This window comes from Methylomonas fluvii, assembly GCF_014850975.1.
GTDB classification, from domain to species: domain Bacteria; phylum Pseudomonadota; class Gammaproteobacteria; order Methylococcales; family Methylomonadaceae; genus Methylomonas; species Methylomonas fluvii.
Map to the genome: position 1 here is coordinate 453,748 of NZ_JACXST010000003.1, position 16,480 is coordinate 470,227.

Genomic DNA, 16,480 nt, shown 5'->3' on the forward strand with positions numbered 1-16,480 from the left:
CGGCAAATTGCGAACTATGCCGGGCTTAATGATAAGATAGCGCCCCTTGTAATGTGTCAGCCTAAGGATGGAAGGATGGAAAACCCGCAACACGCTTCGCTGCAAGCCAGTGGGTTATCGTGTTTTCGCGACGAGCGCTTGTTGTTTTCCGATTTGAGTTTTACCGTGAATGCCGGGGAGGTGTTATTGCTCGAAGGCGCCAACGGCAGCGGCAAAACCTCGCTATTGCGTATCCTGTGCGGCTTCAGAGAAGCCGATACCGGCGAGATTTATTGGTGCGGCAGCAAAATCGCCGATAGCAGCTATTACGATGACATGGCTTATGTCGGTCATGCCGATGGCACAAAAAAGGAATTGACGGTGTTGGAAAACCTTAAGTTTGCGTTGGCTCTGGGCAGCGCCGGTAAATACAGCATCGAACAAGCATTGGACAAAGTGCAGCTGGCCGGATTCGACGACAATCCTGTGCATACCTTGTCGGCCGGCCAAAAGCGGCGCCTGTCGCTGGCCCGCTTGTTGATCACGCACAATTTGTTGTGGGTACTCGACGAACCGTTCACCTCGCTGGATAGGCAAGGCATCAAATTGATAGAATCGCTGATGGCCGAACATATTGCTCAAGGCGGTATGGCGGTTTTGACTTCGCATCACGATCTAAGCATGGCTGATCTCAATCTAAAACGCATTCACCTGCAAGCATGCCAATAATTCGGGCTTTTTGGGCGATTATTCGCCGGGATTTGTTGCTGGCTTTTCGGCGCCGGGCGGAAATGGCCAATCCCTTGTTTTTTTTCGTGTTGGTGGTGACTTTGTTCCCATTGGCGGTAGGCGCACAACCCAATTTGTTGCGGGCGATGGCGCCGGGTGTGATTTGGGTGTCCGCCTTGTTGGCGGCTTTGTTATCCCTGGATGGCTTGTTTCGCAGCGATTTTGATGACGGCTCGCTGGAGCAGATGCTGCTCAGTCCGCACGCCTTATCGATTTTGGTGCTGGGCAAAATCATCGCCCATTGGCTGGTGACCGGTCTGCCTTTGTTGTTGATTGCGCCCTTGTTGGCGGTGTTTTTGGGTTTGCCCGAACAAGCTATGGGAACTTTATGGCTGACATTGATCTTAGCTACTCCGCTGCTGAGCTTGATTGGTGCCATCGGTGTGGCATTGACAGTCGGTTTGCGCCGGGGCGGTATGTTATTGTCCTTATTGGTATTGCCTTTATATGTGCCGGTACTGATCTTCGCCAGCGGCGCCGTGGATAGGGCCGCCAGCGGATTGCCAGTCGGTGCCCAACTGAATATTTTATTGGCTATGTTGCTGTCGGCATTAGTGTTAGTGCCGTTGCCAACCGCAGCCGCGTTAAAAATGAGTGTTAATTGATGTCTTGGATTCCTGCGCCGGTTAGCCGGTTTTTTCATCGTACCTCCTCGCCACCGTATTTTTACGCTCTGGCGGATCGTTTTATACCCTGGTTGACGATTATTTTTCTGTTATTGCTCGGTGCCGGTCTCTATGGTGGCTTATATCTGGCCCCCACCGATTACCAGCAGGGCGATAGTTACCGAATCATCTATATCCACGTGCCGGCGGCCTGGATGTCTTTGTTTATTTACGTGCTGATGGCAATCATGGGCGGGATTGCGCTGATTTGGCGCATGAAGCTGGCCGAGGTGATGCTGATCAGCAGCGCGCCTATTGGTGCCGGCTTTACCTTTGTGGCTCTGGTCACTGGTTCCTTGTGGGGCAAGCCGATGTGGGGCACTTGGTGGGTATGGGACGCGCGCCTAACCTCGGAATTGATCCTTTTATTTCTGTATCTGGGCGTGATCAGTTTGTACGGTGCCATTGAAGAAAAACGGGCGGCCGCGCGAGCGGTGTCGATTCTGGCGCTGGTGGGCGTGGTGAATATCCCCATCATTCATTATTCGGTGCAATGGTGGAACACGCTGCATCAAGGACCGACCGTCAGCAAGATGGATAAGCCGTCCATACACGTTAGCATGTTGGTGCCCTTGTTACTGATGGCGGTGGCTTTCAAGTTTTACTACTTGATTGCCGTATTGCAGGCTGCCAAATTGGAATTATTAAAGCGCGAAACCACCTCGCAATGGGTAAAAGCGCTACTGGAGAAACAAGCATGAGCTGGGAAAGCTTTTTATATATGGGCGGTTACGCCGTTTACGTCTGGCCGGCTTACGGCGTGACGGCATGTGTGTTGGTCGTGAATATCGTCTTGCCGGTGCTACAACGTAAACAGTTGCTACGCGAACTCACTATCAAACAAAAACGGTCACAAGCGCGATGAAGCCAATCCGAAAACAACGCTTGTTTTTGATCATTCTGATGTTGGCGGGATTGGGCTTAGCAGCAACCTTTGCCTTAAAAGCCTTTAACGAAAACCTGATGTATTTTTTCTCTACCAGTGACGTTGCGGCCGGCAAAGCGCCGAGCAATGCAGTATTTCGCTTGGGCGGCATGGTGGTGAAAGGCAGCGTGGAGCGGCCCAATGCCGATTTATTGGTGCGATTTAAACTCAGCGATTTCGAAAAGGAAGTGACGGTGGAATATTCAGGCATCTTGCCGGATTTGTTCCGGGAAGGGCAGGGCATCGTCGCTAAGGGGGCTCTGGATGGCCGTGGCGTGTTTGTTGCGGAAGAAGTGCTGGCTAAACATGACGAGAATTACATGCCGCCCGAAGTGGCCGGCAGCTTGAAAAAACCGGCGGCTAAACAATGATCCCGGAAATCGGCCAATTCTCATTAATCCTGGCCTTGTGCATGGCGATTGTACAAGGCATCTTGCCGATTTTCGGCGCTGCTAAATCGATCACCGGTTGGGTACATGTCGCCAAACCTGCCGCCTTCGGGCAATTACTGTTCATGGGCCTGGCTTACGGCTGTTTGACCGCCAGCTTCATCAGCCACGACTTTTCTGTGGCTTACGTCGCGCAGAACTCCAATACCGCGTTGCCGCTGATCTATCTGATTTCCGGGGTGTGGGGCGCGCATGAAGGTTCTTTGCTGCTATGGGCTTTGACGCTGTCGATTTGGACCGCGCTGGTCGCGGCATTTAGCGCCCACATTCCTGACGCCACCCGGGCCAGGGTGCTGGGAGTGATGGGTTTAGTCAGCATCGGCTTTATCCTGTTTTTGTTATTGACCTCCAATCCGTTCGAGCGTTTGTTTCCCTATCCGGCCGAAGGCCGTGATTTGAATCCGCTGCTGCAAGACCCGGGTTTGGCGATTCATCCGCCGATGCTGTACATGGGCTATGTTGGTTTCTCGGTGGCGTTCGCGTTTTCCATAGCTGCTTTGCTGGAAGGGCGATTGGATGCGGCTTGGGCGCGCTGGTCGCGACCCTGGACCAATATCGCCTGGATGTTTTTGACCATAGGTATCACGCTGGGCAGTTGGTGGGCGTATTACGAGCTGGGCTGGGGTGGTTGGTGGTTTTGGGACCCGGTCGAAAACGCTTCTTTCATGCCGTGGTTGGTCGGCACCGCCTTGATTCACTCGCTGGCCGCCACCGAGAAGCGCGGGGTGTTCAAAACCTGGACCGTATTGCTGGCCATTTTCGCGTTTTCCTTGAGCTTACTCGGCACCTTTCTGGTTCGTTCCGGGGTATTGACCTCAGTACACGCCTTTGCCAGCGACCCTGCCCGTGGCTTGTTTATCTTGATCTTCCTCGGGGTGGTAGTGGGCGGTTCCTTGCTGTTGTACGCTATTCGCGCGCCGCAGGTTAAAAGCCACGCCCGTTTTGAGCTGGTCTCCAAAGAATCGGTGTTGCTGATTAATAATGTCCTGCTAGTCGTCACTGCCGCCAGTATCTTGCTGGGTACTCTGTATCCGCTAGTGGTTGACGCGCTGGGTTTGGGTAAATTGTCGGTGGGCCCGCCTTACTTCAATGCCGTTTTCATTCCACTGATGGCACCTTTGGCCTTGGTAGTTGGCTTGGGTGTCTTGATGCGCTGGAAAAGCGACGATTTGAAAGCCTTGGGCTTGCGCGTGCGTTGGTTGATTGCGGCCTCCGTGGGTCTGGCATTACTGACGCCGCTGTTAATGCCGTTTTATTCCTGGGGCGCGGCTTTGGGTACCGGTCTGGCGTTATGGACTTTGGCTATTACTGTCTTGGCATTCAAACAACGCCTGCAAAGCTGGTCAATTGAGCGCTTGAAGCAAATCCCGGCCGGGTTTTACGGCATGACCTTGGCGCATTTGGGTATCGCCGTATTCGTGATTGGCATTACTTATACCTCGGTTTACAGCATCGAGCGCGACGTGCGCTTGGCCCCGGAAGAAACCCTGGATTTATTCGGCTATGTGTTTCAGTTTCACGGCGTGAAAAGCACCGAGGGCCCCAACTACCGGGCCGAACAAGCTTATCTGACCGTTAGCCACAATGGTGAAACGGTCGCCGAACTGTCGCCACAAAAACGCGTATACCGGGTGCAAACCATGCCGATGACCGAAGCGGCTATCGATGCCGGCGTATTCCGCGATTTGTTCGTGGCTTTGGGTGAGCCTTTAGACAAACAAGGCGCCTGGAGTTTGCGGGTTTACTACAAAGCCTTCATTCGTTGGATCTGGATGGGCGGGGTATTCATGGCCCTGGGCGGTTTGATTGCCGCCAGCGACCGCCGCTATCGTTTGCTTAACAAACCTCTTTCGCAAAGTTGATGAAATATTTGTTACCGCTGCTTTTATTCATCGTATTGGCGGTGTTTTTGGCGATTGGCTTAAATCTCAATCCCAGAGAAATACCCTCGCCGCTGATCGACAAACCCGCGCCGGCTTTTAACCTGCCGATTCTCGCCACGCCGGAACAGCGCCTTAGCCAAGCCGATTTTAAAGGCAAAGTCTGGTTGTTGAATGTCTGGGCGTCCTGGTGTGTATCCTGCCGGGAAGAACACCCTTTATTGATCGAATTGGCCAAGCAAAATAAGGTCATCCTCGTGGGGTTGAATTACAAAGATGAAATGCCGGCTGCTAACGCCTGGCTGACTAAACACGGCAATCCTTATACCGTTAGCGTGATGGATGCCGACGGTCGTACCGGTATTGATTATGGTGTGTATGGCGTGCCGGAAACCTTTGTGATCGATAAACGCGGCGTGGTTCGTTATAAACATACCGGGCCGGTGCAGCCTGGCGATCTGGAAAAAGTCTTTCTGCCGTGGATTCAACGACTGGAGGCGGAAAACCCATGAGATTTCTTTACGTCTTGATTTTAGCGTTGGCCTTAAATCAAGCCCAGGCCGACATTGAATACCGTGACTTCAAGCAACCCGAGCAGGAACAGGCCTATCAAACCTTGATTTCCGAGCTGCGCTGCTTGGTTTGCCAGAATCAAACCATCGCCGATTCCAACGCCGACCTAGCCAAGGACTTGCGCCGGCAAGTCTATGAAATGTTGCAACAAGGTAAATCCCGCCAGGACATCGTCGATTTCATGACCGACCGCTACGGCGATTTTGTCATGTACAAACCAGCCTTGAAACTGAAAACCATGCTGCTTTGGCTGGGGCCGGTGCTGTTCTTGGTCATTGGCTTGGCGACAGTTTGGGTTTTGCGCAGCAAGACGACTGTGACGGAAGAGCCGTTAAGCAAAGAGCAGCGGGCTAAGCTAGAGAGTATTTTGGACAAAGGTGACGACGCGTGAATCTTGAGTTTTGGCTAGTTATAGCCGTTTTAGTGGCGCTGGCCTTGCTGGTGATTTTACCGCCTCTGTTTAAGCTCACGCCGCTGCGCACCGCCGATGGCGAACAACGCAACACGGCGATTGCGCGCCAACAACTCGCTGAACTGAAAGTGCAACTGCAAAACGGGGTACTGTCGTCCGAACAATACGAGGCGCAATATCGGGAGTTGCAATTAACCTTGCTGGACGACCTTGAAGGCCCCGCACCCGTCGCCGCAAACCCTAAAACCGGACGCTGGATTGTGCCGCTCATCGCGCTTGGCTTGCCGCTAATTAGCTTGTTTTTGTATGGCATGTTGGGTGAACCGCAGGCCTTAGCTAAAGAGGAGTTGGTGCGTAGTAATCAAAAAACTGCGGACAATGTGGCAAACATGGTCAACCAGTTACTAGATAGGCTTAAAAAGCAGCCGGATGATCTGGAAGGTTGGATGATGCTGGGTCGCTCATACGTTTACATGCAGCAGTACCAAAACGCCGCCGATGTGTTCGCCGAGTTGAACAAACGCAAACCTAACGATCCTGCAGTGATGCTGCACTATGCCGATGCTTTGGCGATGGCGCGTAACGGGCAAATGGCCGGCGAACCAGCCGAATTGGTTTTTCAGGCCTTAAAGTTGCTGCCCGAAGATCACACCGCTCTATGGCTGGCCGGAATGGCTAAGGCCGAAGCTGGCGACTTCGCGCAAGCGATAGGCTATTGGCGGAAACTGTCCGGGTTACTGCCTGCTGATAACGAAAGTCAGCAACAATTGCAGAAAATGATCCAAATGGCAGAAGCCGAACAGCAAAAGCCGCAAGGCGCCGCATCATCGGTCGGATCGGTTGATATTCAGGTGAAAGTGGTGCTGGACGATGCTGTGAAAACCAAAGCCGAACCGCAGCACACCGTGTTTATTTATGCGCAGGCTGTCAATGGTCCGAAAATGCCGCTGGCCATCGTCCGCAAACAGGTCTCTGATTTGCCTGCCAGCGTGGTGCTGAACGATAGCGTGGCGATGCAACCGCAAACCCATCTGGCCGATTTCAAACAACTCCGCATCGTTGCGCGGATTTCCAAAACCGGTAACGCGATGCCGCAAACCGGCGATTTGATCGGCACGGCGCAGCTTGACTCTTTATCCGGTAATCCCAGCGTCGGCATCACCATCAATCAAGAAATGCAGTAATGGATCAATCAATCACCTTCGACCTGGACTTGATCAAACGCTACGACAAGTCCGGGCCGCGTTATACCTCGTACCCCACCGCGCTGGAATTGCACGAAGGCTTCGGAGAAGCCGAGTATCTGCAGCATATTCAAAAATCCAATGCCGCCGGCGGGCCGCTGTCGCTGTACTTTCACATCCCGTTCTGCGACACGGTGTGTTTTTATTGCGCCTGCAACAAAATCGTCACCAAAAACCGCGCCCACGCCGTCCCTTACTTGGACAACTTATGCCGGGAAGTGGCGATGCAAGGCGCGTTGTTCGACAAGAGCCGGCCGGTTAATCAGCTGCATTGGGGCGGCGGCACGCCGACCTTTTTGAATTATGAACAAATGAAACGCTTGATGGATACCACCCGCGAGCATTTCACTTTGCATGACGACGATAGCGGCGAATATTCCATCGAAGTCGATCCGCGCGAAACCAACGACCGGACCATCGCCCAATTACGCGAGCTGGGTTTTAACCGTATCAGCTTGGGCTTGCAGGATTTCGATCCGGACGTGCAAAAAGCCGTCAATCGCCTGCAAAGCAAGGAACAAACCTTCGCGGTGTTGGAAGCGGCGCGCAAGGAAGGCTTTCGCTCAACCAATATTGATCTGATCTACGGCTTGCCGCTGCAAACAGAGCATACTTTTGCCAAAACCCTGGAGCAAGTGCTGGCCTATGCGCCGGATCGTTTTTCGATCTTTAATTACGCGCACATGCCTAGCCGCTTTAAAACCCAGCGGCAAATCAATGATGCCGATTTACCGACGCCGGCGGTGAAGCTGGAAATCCTGCAAATGGTCGGGCAAAAACTCACCGATGCCGGCTATGTTTACATTGGCATGGATCACTTTGCAAAGCCTGATGACGAGTTGGCGGTGGCGCAACGCGAAGGCAAGTTGTACCGCAACTTCCAGGGTTACTCGACCCATTCCGACTGCGACTTGGTAGGGCTCGGCGTAACATCCATCGGCCGGGTCGGCGATGCCTACATGCAAAATTACAAGGAACTGGACGAATACGACGCCGCCATTTCGCAAGGCAAATTGCCGGTATTTCGCGGCGTGGATCTGGATGAAGACGATAAATTGCGCCGGGCGGTAATCACCCAACTGATTTGCCACTTCGAACTGACCTTCAGCAAAATCGAAACCGAGTTTACTATCGATTTTGCCGAATATTTTGCGCCCGAGCTGGAAAACCTGAGGCTGATGAAAGCCGACGGTTTACTGGATTTAACGGCCGACGGCATTCAAGTCTCCACAGCCGGCCGCCTGTTGATCCGCAATATCTGCATGGTGTTTGACAAATACCTGGCGCAGAAGCAGCAGCAGTTCTCCAAAGTGATCTGAGCCCAAGCGCAAGAGAAGTTTACTGCTTTAGCATCGCGTTAAGGCTGAACCACCGGCTTCCTTTCGAATAAGGCTATCCAGGTTTGCACTTAAAGCAAATCGCTTCGTCCGCCAAGCATGTTTGCTTGCGGGCAAGCCGGCGAGGTCGGCCATTAAAGCAAATTACCTGCTTGGAATAGCACTTCGGGTGTCGCGCAAGCTTATGGCGATTTGGACTTGCACCGATTTGGTTTTCTCGAATAGCTTTTTAGCTTGCACGCAAGCCTCTCCAGGCTGGCGATTAAAGCGATTTGCCATTCGTGAGAAGCAGTTTTGCTTGCGTGCTAGCCTATGCAGGTTTGCGACAGCAGCAATTTGCCTTGCGCGAATGACTTTTTGCGGCGCTGGCAAGCCAGAAATGCCTGGCGGTTAAAGATAAGAGGTGTTCGGGAGGAACAAATAGCTTATCGATGATAGCTTTTCGCTTAAAGTGGCTGGCATTGCGGCTAGCCGTTCCCGCAGCCAGTGCCGGATTTAGAGGGGAATGCTTAAAGCGTCCTCTTTCAATGAATTGATTCTTTCAACTCAATATGGTCGCGAACGATGCGCTTCACGCTGTTCAGCACATCCTATGCTTTGGCATTAAAAATCGGTGGCGAGAAAATTATGTAGCCTCGATGGAGTGAAACGAAATCGAGGTTTTGATGGCTTCGATTACCGGGATTCTGCTACGCTTCATCCAGGCTACTTGCTATTATTTTTCAACTGTTTTTTACGACGAAGAGGGCAATGAATATGTTTGAATGTCGATGTGGATCATGCCAAAAACCCATTCCCAGGGAAGACAGTAAACGTATCGTCGGTGAGAGCGTCCTGTCATGCCCATATTGTATGACGCCATTGGTTTTTAGCGATTCAATCAGACTAATGGTCAACATCCTAGGCGCAGTCCTCGTGATCGCCGTTATTTATTTCACCTCGAATTGGCACCTCGGCTTAGTAATTTTACTGCTGACGGTTATTGAATTACTGGTGGGAAAAGAAATTGATACCGCTTTTTTGTGTTACGGCATTTCCCTATTGTTTTCTTTACCGCTAGCCAAACAGACTTAAGAAAAATCGATTCGATAGTTGTATAGGGTATGCATTGCATGCCGTTTTCGAGATTTTCGATGAACCAAAGGCCAAAAAGGTACGCAATGCTTACCCTATCCGGCTCGAAAGAGGGAAGGTTTAAAGCAGCCAACACTCGCCAAGCGAAACCACAGTGTCAATGGTAAATGTCGAGCCAAAAGCAGGCGCAGAGTGATGAGTTTACGAACCGCACTCATCGCGAGCGATTCGTTTCACGCTGTTCGGCTCTACCGATCAAACGGATTTGGACGGTGGCGGTGCAAGATGAGGAATAAGGTTTCTCCCTCATTTGACTACTTATCGAAGTGACTGTTTCAATTCCCAGCCCCGCAACGTAAGCCCACGCAGGGTAACTCGATCAAAACTAAAGACGTGTTCTGTGGGGCTTTCGTAAAAACGCCCCACCAACCGACGAGGATAATCCGGTTCACCCTTGTCGAGATGAATTGTTGAGCCGCAGATTGGGTAAGGTGCCGAATCTGGTTACAAACCACATAATCCCGGGTGCCCTTCGCACACCTACCACAGTTCGGTCGGGGCGATGGGTTCAGCTCAGGAACTGATCCGGCGGCAGACAATTAAATCCAAATGCATCGGCAATTCCTTGGCAGGTAACATTGCCGGCCACGATATTCAAGCCTTTCAATAACGCCGAATTTTCTCGCAATGCTTGTTGCCAGCCTTTATTGGCGAGTTGCAGGGCATAGGGCAGGGTGGCGTTGGTCAGTGCCAGGGTCGAAGTGCGGGGGACCGCGCCGGGCATATTGGCGACTGCATAATGCACGACATCGTCGATGATATAAATCGGCTCGGCGTGAGTGGTGGGGTGAGTGGTTTCCACGCAGCCGCCTTGGTCCACCGCCACATCGACGATGACTGCACCGGCTTGCATCAATTTTAAATCTTCAGCACGAATCAATTTGGGCGCGGCTGCGCCGGTGACCAATACGCCGCCGATGACCAGGTCCGCCGTGCGAATTTGTTCCAGGATGGCATGACGGCTGGAAAACAATAGTTGCACATTCGCCGGCAAAATATCGCTGAGTTGGCGCAGACGTTCCAGCGACAAATCCATCACCGTGACTTGCGCACCCAACCCGGCCGCCATTTTTGCCGCCTGCGTGCCGACGACCCCGCCGCCCAAAATCAACACTTTGGCCGGCAACACGCCCGGCACGCCTCCCAGTAACATGCCGCGGCCGCCGTACAGTTTTTCCAGATAGTGCGCGCCTTCTTGCACCGCCAGCCGGCCGGCTACTTCCGACATTGGCGTCAACAAGGGTAATTCGCCGGTCGGCAACTGCACAGTCTCATAGGCGATACAGGTAGCGCCGGATGCCAGATGTGCTTCAGTCAATGGGCGGTTGGCGGCAAAGTGAAAGTAGGTGAACAGCGTTTGTCCGGGACGAATCCGCGCCCATTCGGGTTCTATTGGTTCCTTGACCTTGATGATCATCTCAGCGGAGTCCCAAACCGGTTCCGGACCGTCCACCAACTGCGCGCCGGCGGCTTGATATAGCGCGTCTTCGAAACCGGCGCCAACGCCGGCGCCGCTCTCCATCGTCACGGTATGGCCGGCGCTCACCAACGCGGCAACGCCGGACGGTACCACCGATACCCGATTTTCGTTGGGTTTGATTTCCTTGGGTATGCCGATTTTCATATTCACCTCTTGTGTAATATTAAATGATGCTGATTCGATGATAGCAATAATCAGACCGCAACGCGCGGTCCGTCATAAGTACCAAACGTTCAATGGTTTACCGTGACGGACCGGGCCCCATGTTGTAGCGTTTGTAGTGATTTGTTTGCCATTTTGGCGCAAAACCGCTGCTCTGCCCCAGCCGAATGAATAGACTGCTGTGGCCGGGACGGGCCGTAAAAATCGTCTAAGCTTAGCCCAGCGGTTTTACCAGAGAAAATATCATGACCCAGCAAACGCAAAACATCCTAATCGGCCATTTAACCGAAGTCAGAGGCGACGGTATGGACGCTCGTATCACTGAAGAACATTCGACAGCAGCGCCTATCATCAAACTCGGCGATGAAGAAATCCTGGCTGGTCATATCGGCTCGTATGTGGTGATCAGGCAGTCGCATATCGGCGTGTTGGCGCTGGTGTTCAAAATGTGGGAACGCGACCGTTTCGACGCTGCCGGCAATCGTGCAACCGACCGCTTTATTGCTTTGATCCCGGTCGGCGAGTTGAACGAAAGCAATGTCTTCATTCGCGGCGTGCGCCATTATCCGACGCCGGGCGCGGCGGTATATGCCGTTGGGCTCAGCGAAATCAACGCGATTTTTTCCAAATTTCGCGATTACGAGTTTTTTATTGGGCAGCTGGCCAGTCATAAGGATTATCACTTGAGCCTGGACCCGCGCGCACTGTTTGGCCGGCATTTTGCGATTATCGGCCAGTCCGGTTCCGGTAAATCCTGGACCGTCACCAGCTTGATACAGCACACCATGAAAGCCATGCCTAAGACTCATATGATCATGCTGGATCTGCACGGCGAATATTGCTGGAAGCGCCCGGACGGCAGTATCGAATCGGCGTTTCCGGCAGAGCAAGTCAATTACGTGGATGCAATGGATCTGGAAATGCCGTATTGGATGATGTCTTATGCTGAGTTGGTGGACCTGTTCATCGATAGAGACGACAGAGGCGCTTCGATGCAGATGTCTTTCATGCGCGAAGTGCTGCAGCAGTTGAAGCGCAAGGAAGCCAAAGCCATTGGTCTGGGCGTGGTATCGATAGACACGCCGATTTATTTTTCGCTAGCGGAAATGTATATGCAATTCAAAGCCGCCAACGAAGAACGCAAGGATTTCGGTAAAACCAAGGGTGCTTTATTTGGTCAATTCGACGAATTTCTGGTGACGATGCAAAGCCGTTTTAATGATGTGCGTTACGACTTTTTGTTAAAACCCAAAAAACGCAACAACTCGGCCAGCATGGCGGATTTGCTCAGGCAATTTGTCGGTCTGGGGCAAAAAAAGGCCAACATCACCGTGGTCGACCTCAGTTCCGTACCGACCGATGTGCGGCCGGCGGTGTCTGCGCAAGTCGGGCGGCTGGCGTATGAATTCAACTACTGGAACCCGCGCCGCCGTGAGTTTCCGATTACGCTGATTTGCGAGGAAGCGCATGCCTACATTCCGCGCGAGAAGGGTGGGCAATTCGATGGGACCAAGAAAATGATGGAACGGATCGCCAAAGAGGGCCGTAAATACGGCGTGTCCATCGGCGTGGTCAGCCAACGGCCCACCGAATTGTCGGAAACTATGTTGGCCCAATGTAGCTCGTTTATTTGCCTGCGCACCACTAACCCCGACGACCAGCAGTACATTCGCGGCTTGGTGCCGGAGGCTGAAGGTGACTTGGCGGATATTCTTAGTTCTCTAGGCAGAGGCGAAGCGCTGGTGCTCGGCGAAGCGGCGCCGCTACCGACCCGGGTACAAATCTACCGGCCCAATCCGGAACCGAAAAGTAACGACGTTGATTGCTACACCAGCTGGCGCGAAGGCCCGGACGATTTGGATGTGGAAGGTATCGTCGAGAACTGGCGGACGCAGAATAGGCATTAAAGATCAGGGTTTTGGGGGAATCTCGCGGTTTCTATTCCGGTCAATCAGAGGAGGCCCGATGAGATGTTCGTTCACAACTAATAGGCAAACTCGCCAGGGGCAAGTTTGTCGTGTCTGCGCTGTTCGTCTTTGGGATCAGGCCTCAGCAAGTTCGAATGCTTCGAGTTCAGTTCGGGTTTGGTATCGGACCGGCTTTGCCATGGCAGATAACATTATCTCTGCGTAACAGTGATTGGTGGGGAAACCGACAGTAATCAACTCAAACCAAATCGCAGGTATCGAAAAACAGCTCCAATCTATCCAATTCGCTGTTGGCCATTTCCAACGCCGCATCGAAGGTTTGAAAATCGTCGGCATGCGCCGCAATGTCCAGCATCAGATCGCATAGGGTTCCGGTTTTAAGCAGTGAATCGTGCTTTTTTCCGAGGTTTTCCAGTTGGTCTTCCGTTATCAGATAAAATTTCATGCCTATGTCCTTGTTAGTCCGAAGTAAGTATTGACGGCCATTTGTAATATCCTGATTTTCCAAATTAAGTTTTTTGGCAACTTTCTTTGTATGATTTTGCGATGCTAATAACAAATGCCGAGCGTTGCGCATATCTTCGCCTTGGGGCAGTCAGTTCGGTATTGTTCTAGCGTACAGGTCTTCGTGTTTTTTGGGTAAACGCCGAGTGTGACGTGATTGGTCAAGCTGGGCCCATACTCAGGCCAGGGACATTGCCAATTCCTTTCTGCCGTCATTACCGTCAAGCGGGAACAACTATATTCACAGCTTGGATAAATAGGGATAATTTCCCAATCGGCGAAAGGATGTAATCCCGCCGAGCTTCGGGTTAAACTTCCCAGCTCTAGAGAGGGTGTTTGTTGTGAAATAGCGTGTGATTGGTTTTATATCTATTCATTTTCGCTAACGACATCGATTTGTCAGTGAAGCGCAAATTCTCCTTACCCAATAGATCAATAAAATGACATCAGGCATACCAAGGAAAAACTTATGCACCCGATAAAAATGGCCGGAATGGCCGCCGTCTTATTGGCTACGGCCGCGCAAGCCGAAACCGTATTCGTCACGCTGGAAAAAGATAACGCAATTGCCGTGCTCGATCCCATAGAAGGCAAGCTGGTCAAAACCGCGCCGGTCGGTCAGCGGCCGCGCGGCATCGCGATCAGCAAAGATGGCAAGACGCTGTTTGTTGCCACCAGCGACGACAACACCATCCGCATGCTCGACTCTGAAACCCTGAAGGAAACCGGCAAACTACCGTCCGGGGAAGATCCGGAAACCTTTGCCTTAAGCCCGGACGGCAAATTTATGTACGTGTCCAACGAAGATGATGCGGAAGTGACGGTCATCGACATCGCCGCAAAAAAAGCCGTTGGTAAGATCAAGGTAGGGGTGGAGCCGGAAGGTATTACCGTCAGCCCGGACAACAAATGGACCATCAGCGCTTCGGAAACCACCAATATGCTGCACTGGATCGACACCAACACCCGGCAGATTGCCGATAACACGCTGGTCGATCCGCGGCCGCGCGCGGTAACGTTTACCGACGATAGCCAGCAATTGTGGGCGACGTCAGAAATGGCCGGCACGTTGACCATTATCGATGCGGCATCCAAACAGATCGTGCAGAACATCAAGCTGGACGTCCAAGGTGTCAGCAGCGATCAGATTCAACCGGTGGGCATCGCGATTGATAAGGAACGCCGGTACGGCTATGTGGCGATGGGGCCGGCTAACCGCGTCGCGGTGATCAACGCCCAAACCTACAAAGTGGAAAAGTTTTTGTTGGTGGGGCAACGGGTTTGGAATTTGGCGTTTTCGCCGGATCAAAAACGTCTGTACACCACCAATGGCGTCAGCAATGATGTATCTATCATCGATTTGGAAAATCACAAAGTCGTCAAGTCGGTGGCGGTGGGTCGTTACCCTTGGGGCGTGGCGGTTAAACCATGACCGAGATTGCTTTAGCGGTTGAAAACCTGAGCTTTGCCTACGGTGCAAAAAAGGCCTTGGATGCCTTAAGTTTTAATGTGCAATCCGGCGAATGCACCATCTTGTTAGGACCTAACGGCGCCGGCAAAAGCACGCTGTTTTCCTTGATCACCCGGCTTTACGATGCCAGGGCAGGGCGCATTGAGCTTTGCGGTTTTGATCTTAAAAAGCAAAGCCTGCAAGCCTTGGCACGCTTAGGCGTGGTATTTCAACAGACTACGTTGGACCCTGATTTGTCGGTGACGCAAAACCTGCGTTACCACGCGGCCTTGCACGGTATAGGACGCAAGGCCGCTGATAAGCGTATCCAAGAAGAACTGGAGCGTTTGGCTATGTTCGAACGCCGCGGCGAAAAGGTCAGGCAATTGAATGGCGGCCACAAGCGCCGGGTAGAAATCGCCCGCGCCTTACTGCATAAACCCAGTTTACTATTGCTGGATGAGCCGACCGTTGGTTTGGACATGCCCAGCCGGCAGGCTATTGTTAGTCATGTCCATGATTTGGTGAAACAGCAAAATCTGGCCGTGCTGTGGGCCACGCATTTGATTGACGAAATTGCTGCTGACGATAGCTTAATTGTTTTACACAAAGGGCAGGTCAAAGCCAGCGGCAAACTGTCTGAGATATTGCAGACCACCGGTTGGGCCGATCCCGGCCAGGTATTCCAAAAACTGACTCAGGGGCCGCAAGCATGAGGGTTTTACATTACTGGCGAGCGACGATTGGCATCGTCGGCCGAGAATTGCTGCGTTTTTTACATCAGCGCGAACGCTTCGTCTCGGCCTTGGTGCGGCCGCTGGTCTGGCTGTTCGTCTTCGCCGCCGGCTTTCGCGCCGCGTTGGGCATAGCCATCGCGCCGCCCTACGAGACTTACATCCTTTACGAGGTTTACATCACCCCCGGTCTGCTGGGCATGATCCTGTTGTTTAACGGTATGCAAAGCTCGTTGTCTATGGTTTACGATCGGGAGATGGGCAGTATGCGCATGTTGATGGTCTGCCCGTTGCCGCGCTGGTTTTTATTGTGCAGCAAGCTGATCGCCGGTACTGCGGTGGGTGTGCTGCAATCCTATGCTTTCCTGGGCATCGCCTGGCTATACGATATTCAAGCGCCGCTGATGGGTTATGTCTGGATTTTGCCGGCGCTGGTGCTGGCCGGTATGATGCTGGGAGCGCTAGGTTTGCTGCTGTCGTCGTTCATCAAGCATTTGGAGAACTTTGCCGGGGTGATGAACTTCGTCATTTTCCCGCTGTTCTTCATGTCTACCGCGCTGTATCCCTTATGGAAAATCAAAGAATCCAGCGAAGTGCTATATACGCTGGCGCAATACAACCCATTCTCGCAAGCGGTGGAATTGATCCGTTTTGCCTTGTACGAACAATTTAATCAACAGGCCTTACTCTTTACCGGCGCGGCGTTTTTGCTGTTTATGGGCGCGGCCATCATGGGCTATAACCCGAGTAAGGGCATGATGGTTAAAAAAGGTGGTGGTGGCGATTAATAGCGAATAGGCCGAATATCCTTTAGATGGCCGGTCAATCTCCTAAA

General features: G+C 52.4%; 16 protein-coding genes. 14 read left to right on the forward strand and 2 right to left on the reverse strand.

Annotation, left to right across the window (positions count from 1 at the left end):
- The first annotated feature begins 75 nt into the window (after positions 1 to 75).
- The 10 genes from ccmA to hemN are packed head-to-tail and all read left to right on the forward strand — an operon-like array spanning position 76 to position 8,235.
- Entirely contained in the window at positions 76 to 708 is a 633-nt protein-coding gene (ccmA, locus tag EBB_RS19560; RefSeq protein ID WP_192395423.1) for a cytochrome c biogenesis heme-transporting ATPase CcmA, read from the forward strand.
- On the forward strand, positions 699 to 1,373 hold the full coding sequence (ccmB, locus tag EBB_RS19565; protein ID WP_192395424.1) for a heme exporter protein CcmB: 675 nt from the start codon (positions 699 to 701) through the stop codon (positions 1,371 to 1,373). The genes ccmA and ccmB overlap by 10 nt, the downstream gene beginning before the upstream one ends.
- Positions 1,373 to 2,134, forward strand: coding sequence for a heme ABC transporter permease (locus tag EBB_RS19570; protein WP_192395425.1), 762 nt, complete (start codon positions 1,373 to 1,375; stop codon positions 2,132 to 2,134). The genes ccmB and EBB_RS19570 overlap by 1 nt, the downstream gene beginning before the upstream one ends.
- Positions 2,131 to 2,298 (forward strand): heme exporter protein CcmD, encoded by a 168-nt coding sequence (gene ccmD, locus EBB_RS19575; protein ID WP_192395426.1) that lies wholly within the window; start codon positions 2,131 to 2,133, stop codon positions 2,296 to 2,298. Before EBB_RS19570 ends, ccmD begins: the two co-directional genes overlap by 4 nt.
- A complete protein-coding gene (gene ccmE, locus EBB_RS19580; protein WP_192395427.1) occupies positions 2,295 to 2,729 on the forward strand; it encodes a cytochrome c maturation protein CcmE in 435 nt (144 codons plus the stop codon). The genes ccmD and ccmE overlap by 4 nt, the downstream gene beginning before the upstream one ends.
- Positions 2,726 to 4,669, forward strand: coding sequence for a heme lyase CcmF/NrfE family subunit (locus tag EBB_RS19585; RefSeq protein WP_192395428.1), 1,944 nt, complete (start codon positions 2,726 to 2,728; stop codon positions 4,667 to 4,669). Before ccmE ends, EBB_RS19585 begins: the two co-directional genes overlap by 4 nt.
- Positions 4,669 to 5,199, forward strand: coding sequence for a DsbE family thiol:disulfide interchange protein (locus EBB_RS19590; RefSeq protein ID WP_192395429.1), 531 nt, complete (start codon positions 4,669 to 4,671; stop codon positions 5,197 to 5,199). The genes EBB_RS19585 and EBB_RS19590 overlap by 1 nt, the downstream gene beginning before the upstream one ends.
- A complete protein-coding gene (locus tag EBB_RS19595) occupies positions 5,196 to 5,651 on the forward strand; it encodes a cytochrome c-type biogenesis protein (protein ID WP_192395430.1) in 456 nt (151 codons plus the stop codon). Before EBB_RS19590 ends, EBB_RS19595 begins: the two co-directional genes overlap by 4 nt.
- On the forward strand, positions 5,648 to 6,856 hold the full coding sequence (ccmI, locus tag EBB_RS19600) for a c-type cytochrome biogenesis protein CcmI (RefSeq protein WP_192395431.1): 1,209 nt from the start codon (positions 5,648 to 5,650) through the stop codon (positions 6,854 to 6,856). The genes EBB_RS19595 and ccmI overlap by 4 nt, the downstream gene beginning before the upstream one ends.
- Positions 6,856 to 8,235, forward strand: a complete 1,380-nt coding sequence (gene hemN, locus EBB_RS19605; protein ID WP_192395432.1) for an oxygen-independent coproporphyrinogen III oxidase — start codon at positions 6,856 to 6,858, stop codon at positions 8,233 to 8,235. The genes ccmI and hemN overlap by 1 nt, the downstream gene beginning before the upstream one ends.
- A 1,660-nt stretch (positions 8,236 to 9,895) precedes the next feature.
- Here hemN and ald read toward each other — a convergent pair.
- Complete coding sequence (gene ald, locus EBB_RS19610) at positions 9,896 to 11,011, reverse strand: alanine dehydrogenase (protein ID WP_192395433.1); 1,116 nt, start codon at positions 11,009 to 11,011, stop codon at positions 9,896 to 9,898.
- A 263-nt stretch (positions 11,012 to 11,274) separates the two neighbouring features.
- Between ald and EBB_RS19615 the strand changes: the two genes are divergently transcribed.
- Complete coding sequence (locus EBB_RS19615) at positions 11,275 to 12,936, forward strand: ATP-binding protein (RefSeq protein ID WP_192395434.1); 1,662 nt, start codon at positions 11,275 to 11,277, stop codon at positions 12,934 to 12,936.
- 259 nt (positions 12,937 to 13,195) lie between these two features.
- Here the strand turns inward: EBB_RS19615 and EBB_RS19620 are convergent, their stop codons facing one another.
- The gene (locus tag EBB_RS19620) at positions 13,196 to 13,402 is read right to left on the reverse strand and encodes a hypothetical protein (protein WP_155931079.1); all 207 of its coding nucleotides are present in this window, start codon (positions 13,400 to 13,402) and stop codon (positions 13,196 to 13,198) included.
- Between the two features lie 528 nt (positions 13,403 to 13,930).
- Here EBB_RS19620 and EBB_RS19625 point away from each other — a divergent pair.
- From EBB_RS19625 to EBB_RS19635, 3 genes are read left to right on the forward strand one after another with little or no spacing between them, the layout of a single operon-like run.
- Positions 13,931 to 14,893, forward strand: coding sequence for a PQQ-dependent catabolism-associated beta-propeller protein (locus EBB_RS19625; protein ID WP_192395435.1), 963 nt, complete (start codon positions 13,931 to 13,933; stop codon positions 14,891 to 14,893).
- The gene (locus tag EBB_RS19630; protein ID WP_192395436.1) at positions 14,890 to 15,627 is read left to right on the forward strand and encodes a lanthanide ABC transporter ATP-binding protein PedB/LutE; all 738 of its coding nucleotides are present in this window, start codon (positions 14,890 to 14,892) and stop codon (positions 15,625 to 15,627) included. Before EBB_RS19625 ends, EBB_RS19630 begins: the two co-directional genes overlap by 4 nt.
- Positions 15,624 to 16,433: a lanthanide ABC transporter permease protein PedC gene (locus EBB_RS19635; protein WP_192395437.1), complete on the forward strand. Its 810-nt coding sequence runs from the start codon at positions 15,624 to 15,626 to the stop codon at positions 16,431 to 16,433. The genes EBB_RS19630 and EBB_RS19635 overlap by 4 nt, the downstream gene beginning before the upstream one ends.
- Positions 16,434 to 16,480: the final 47 nt, after the last annotated feature.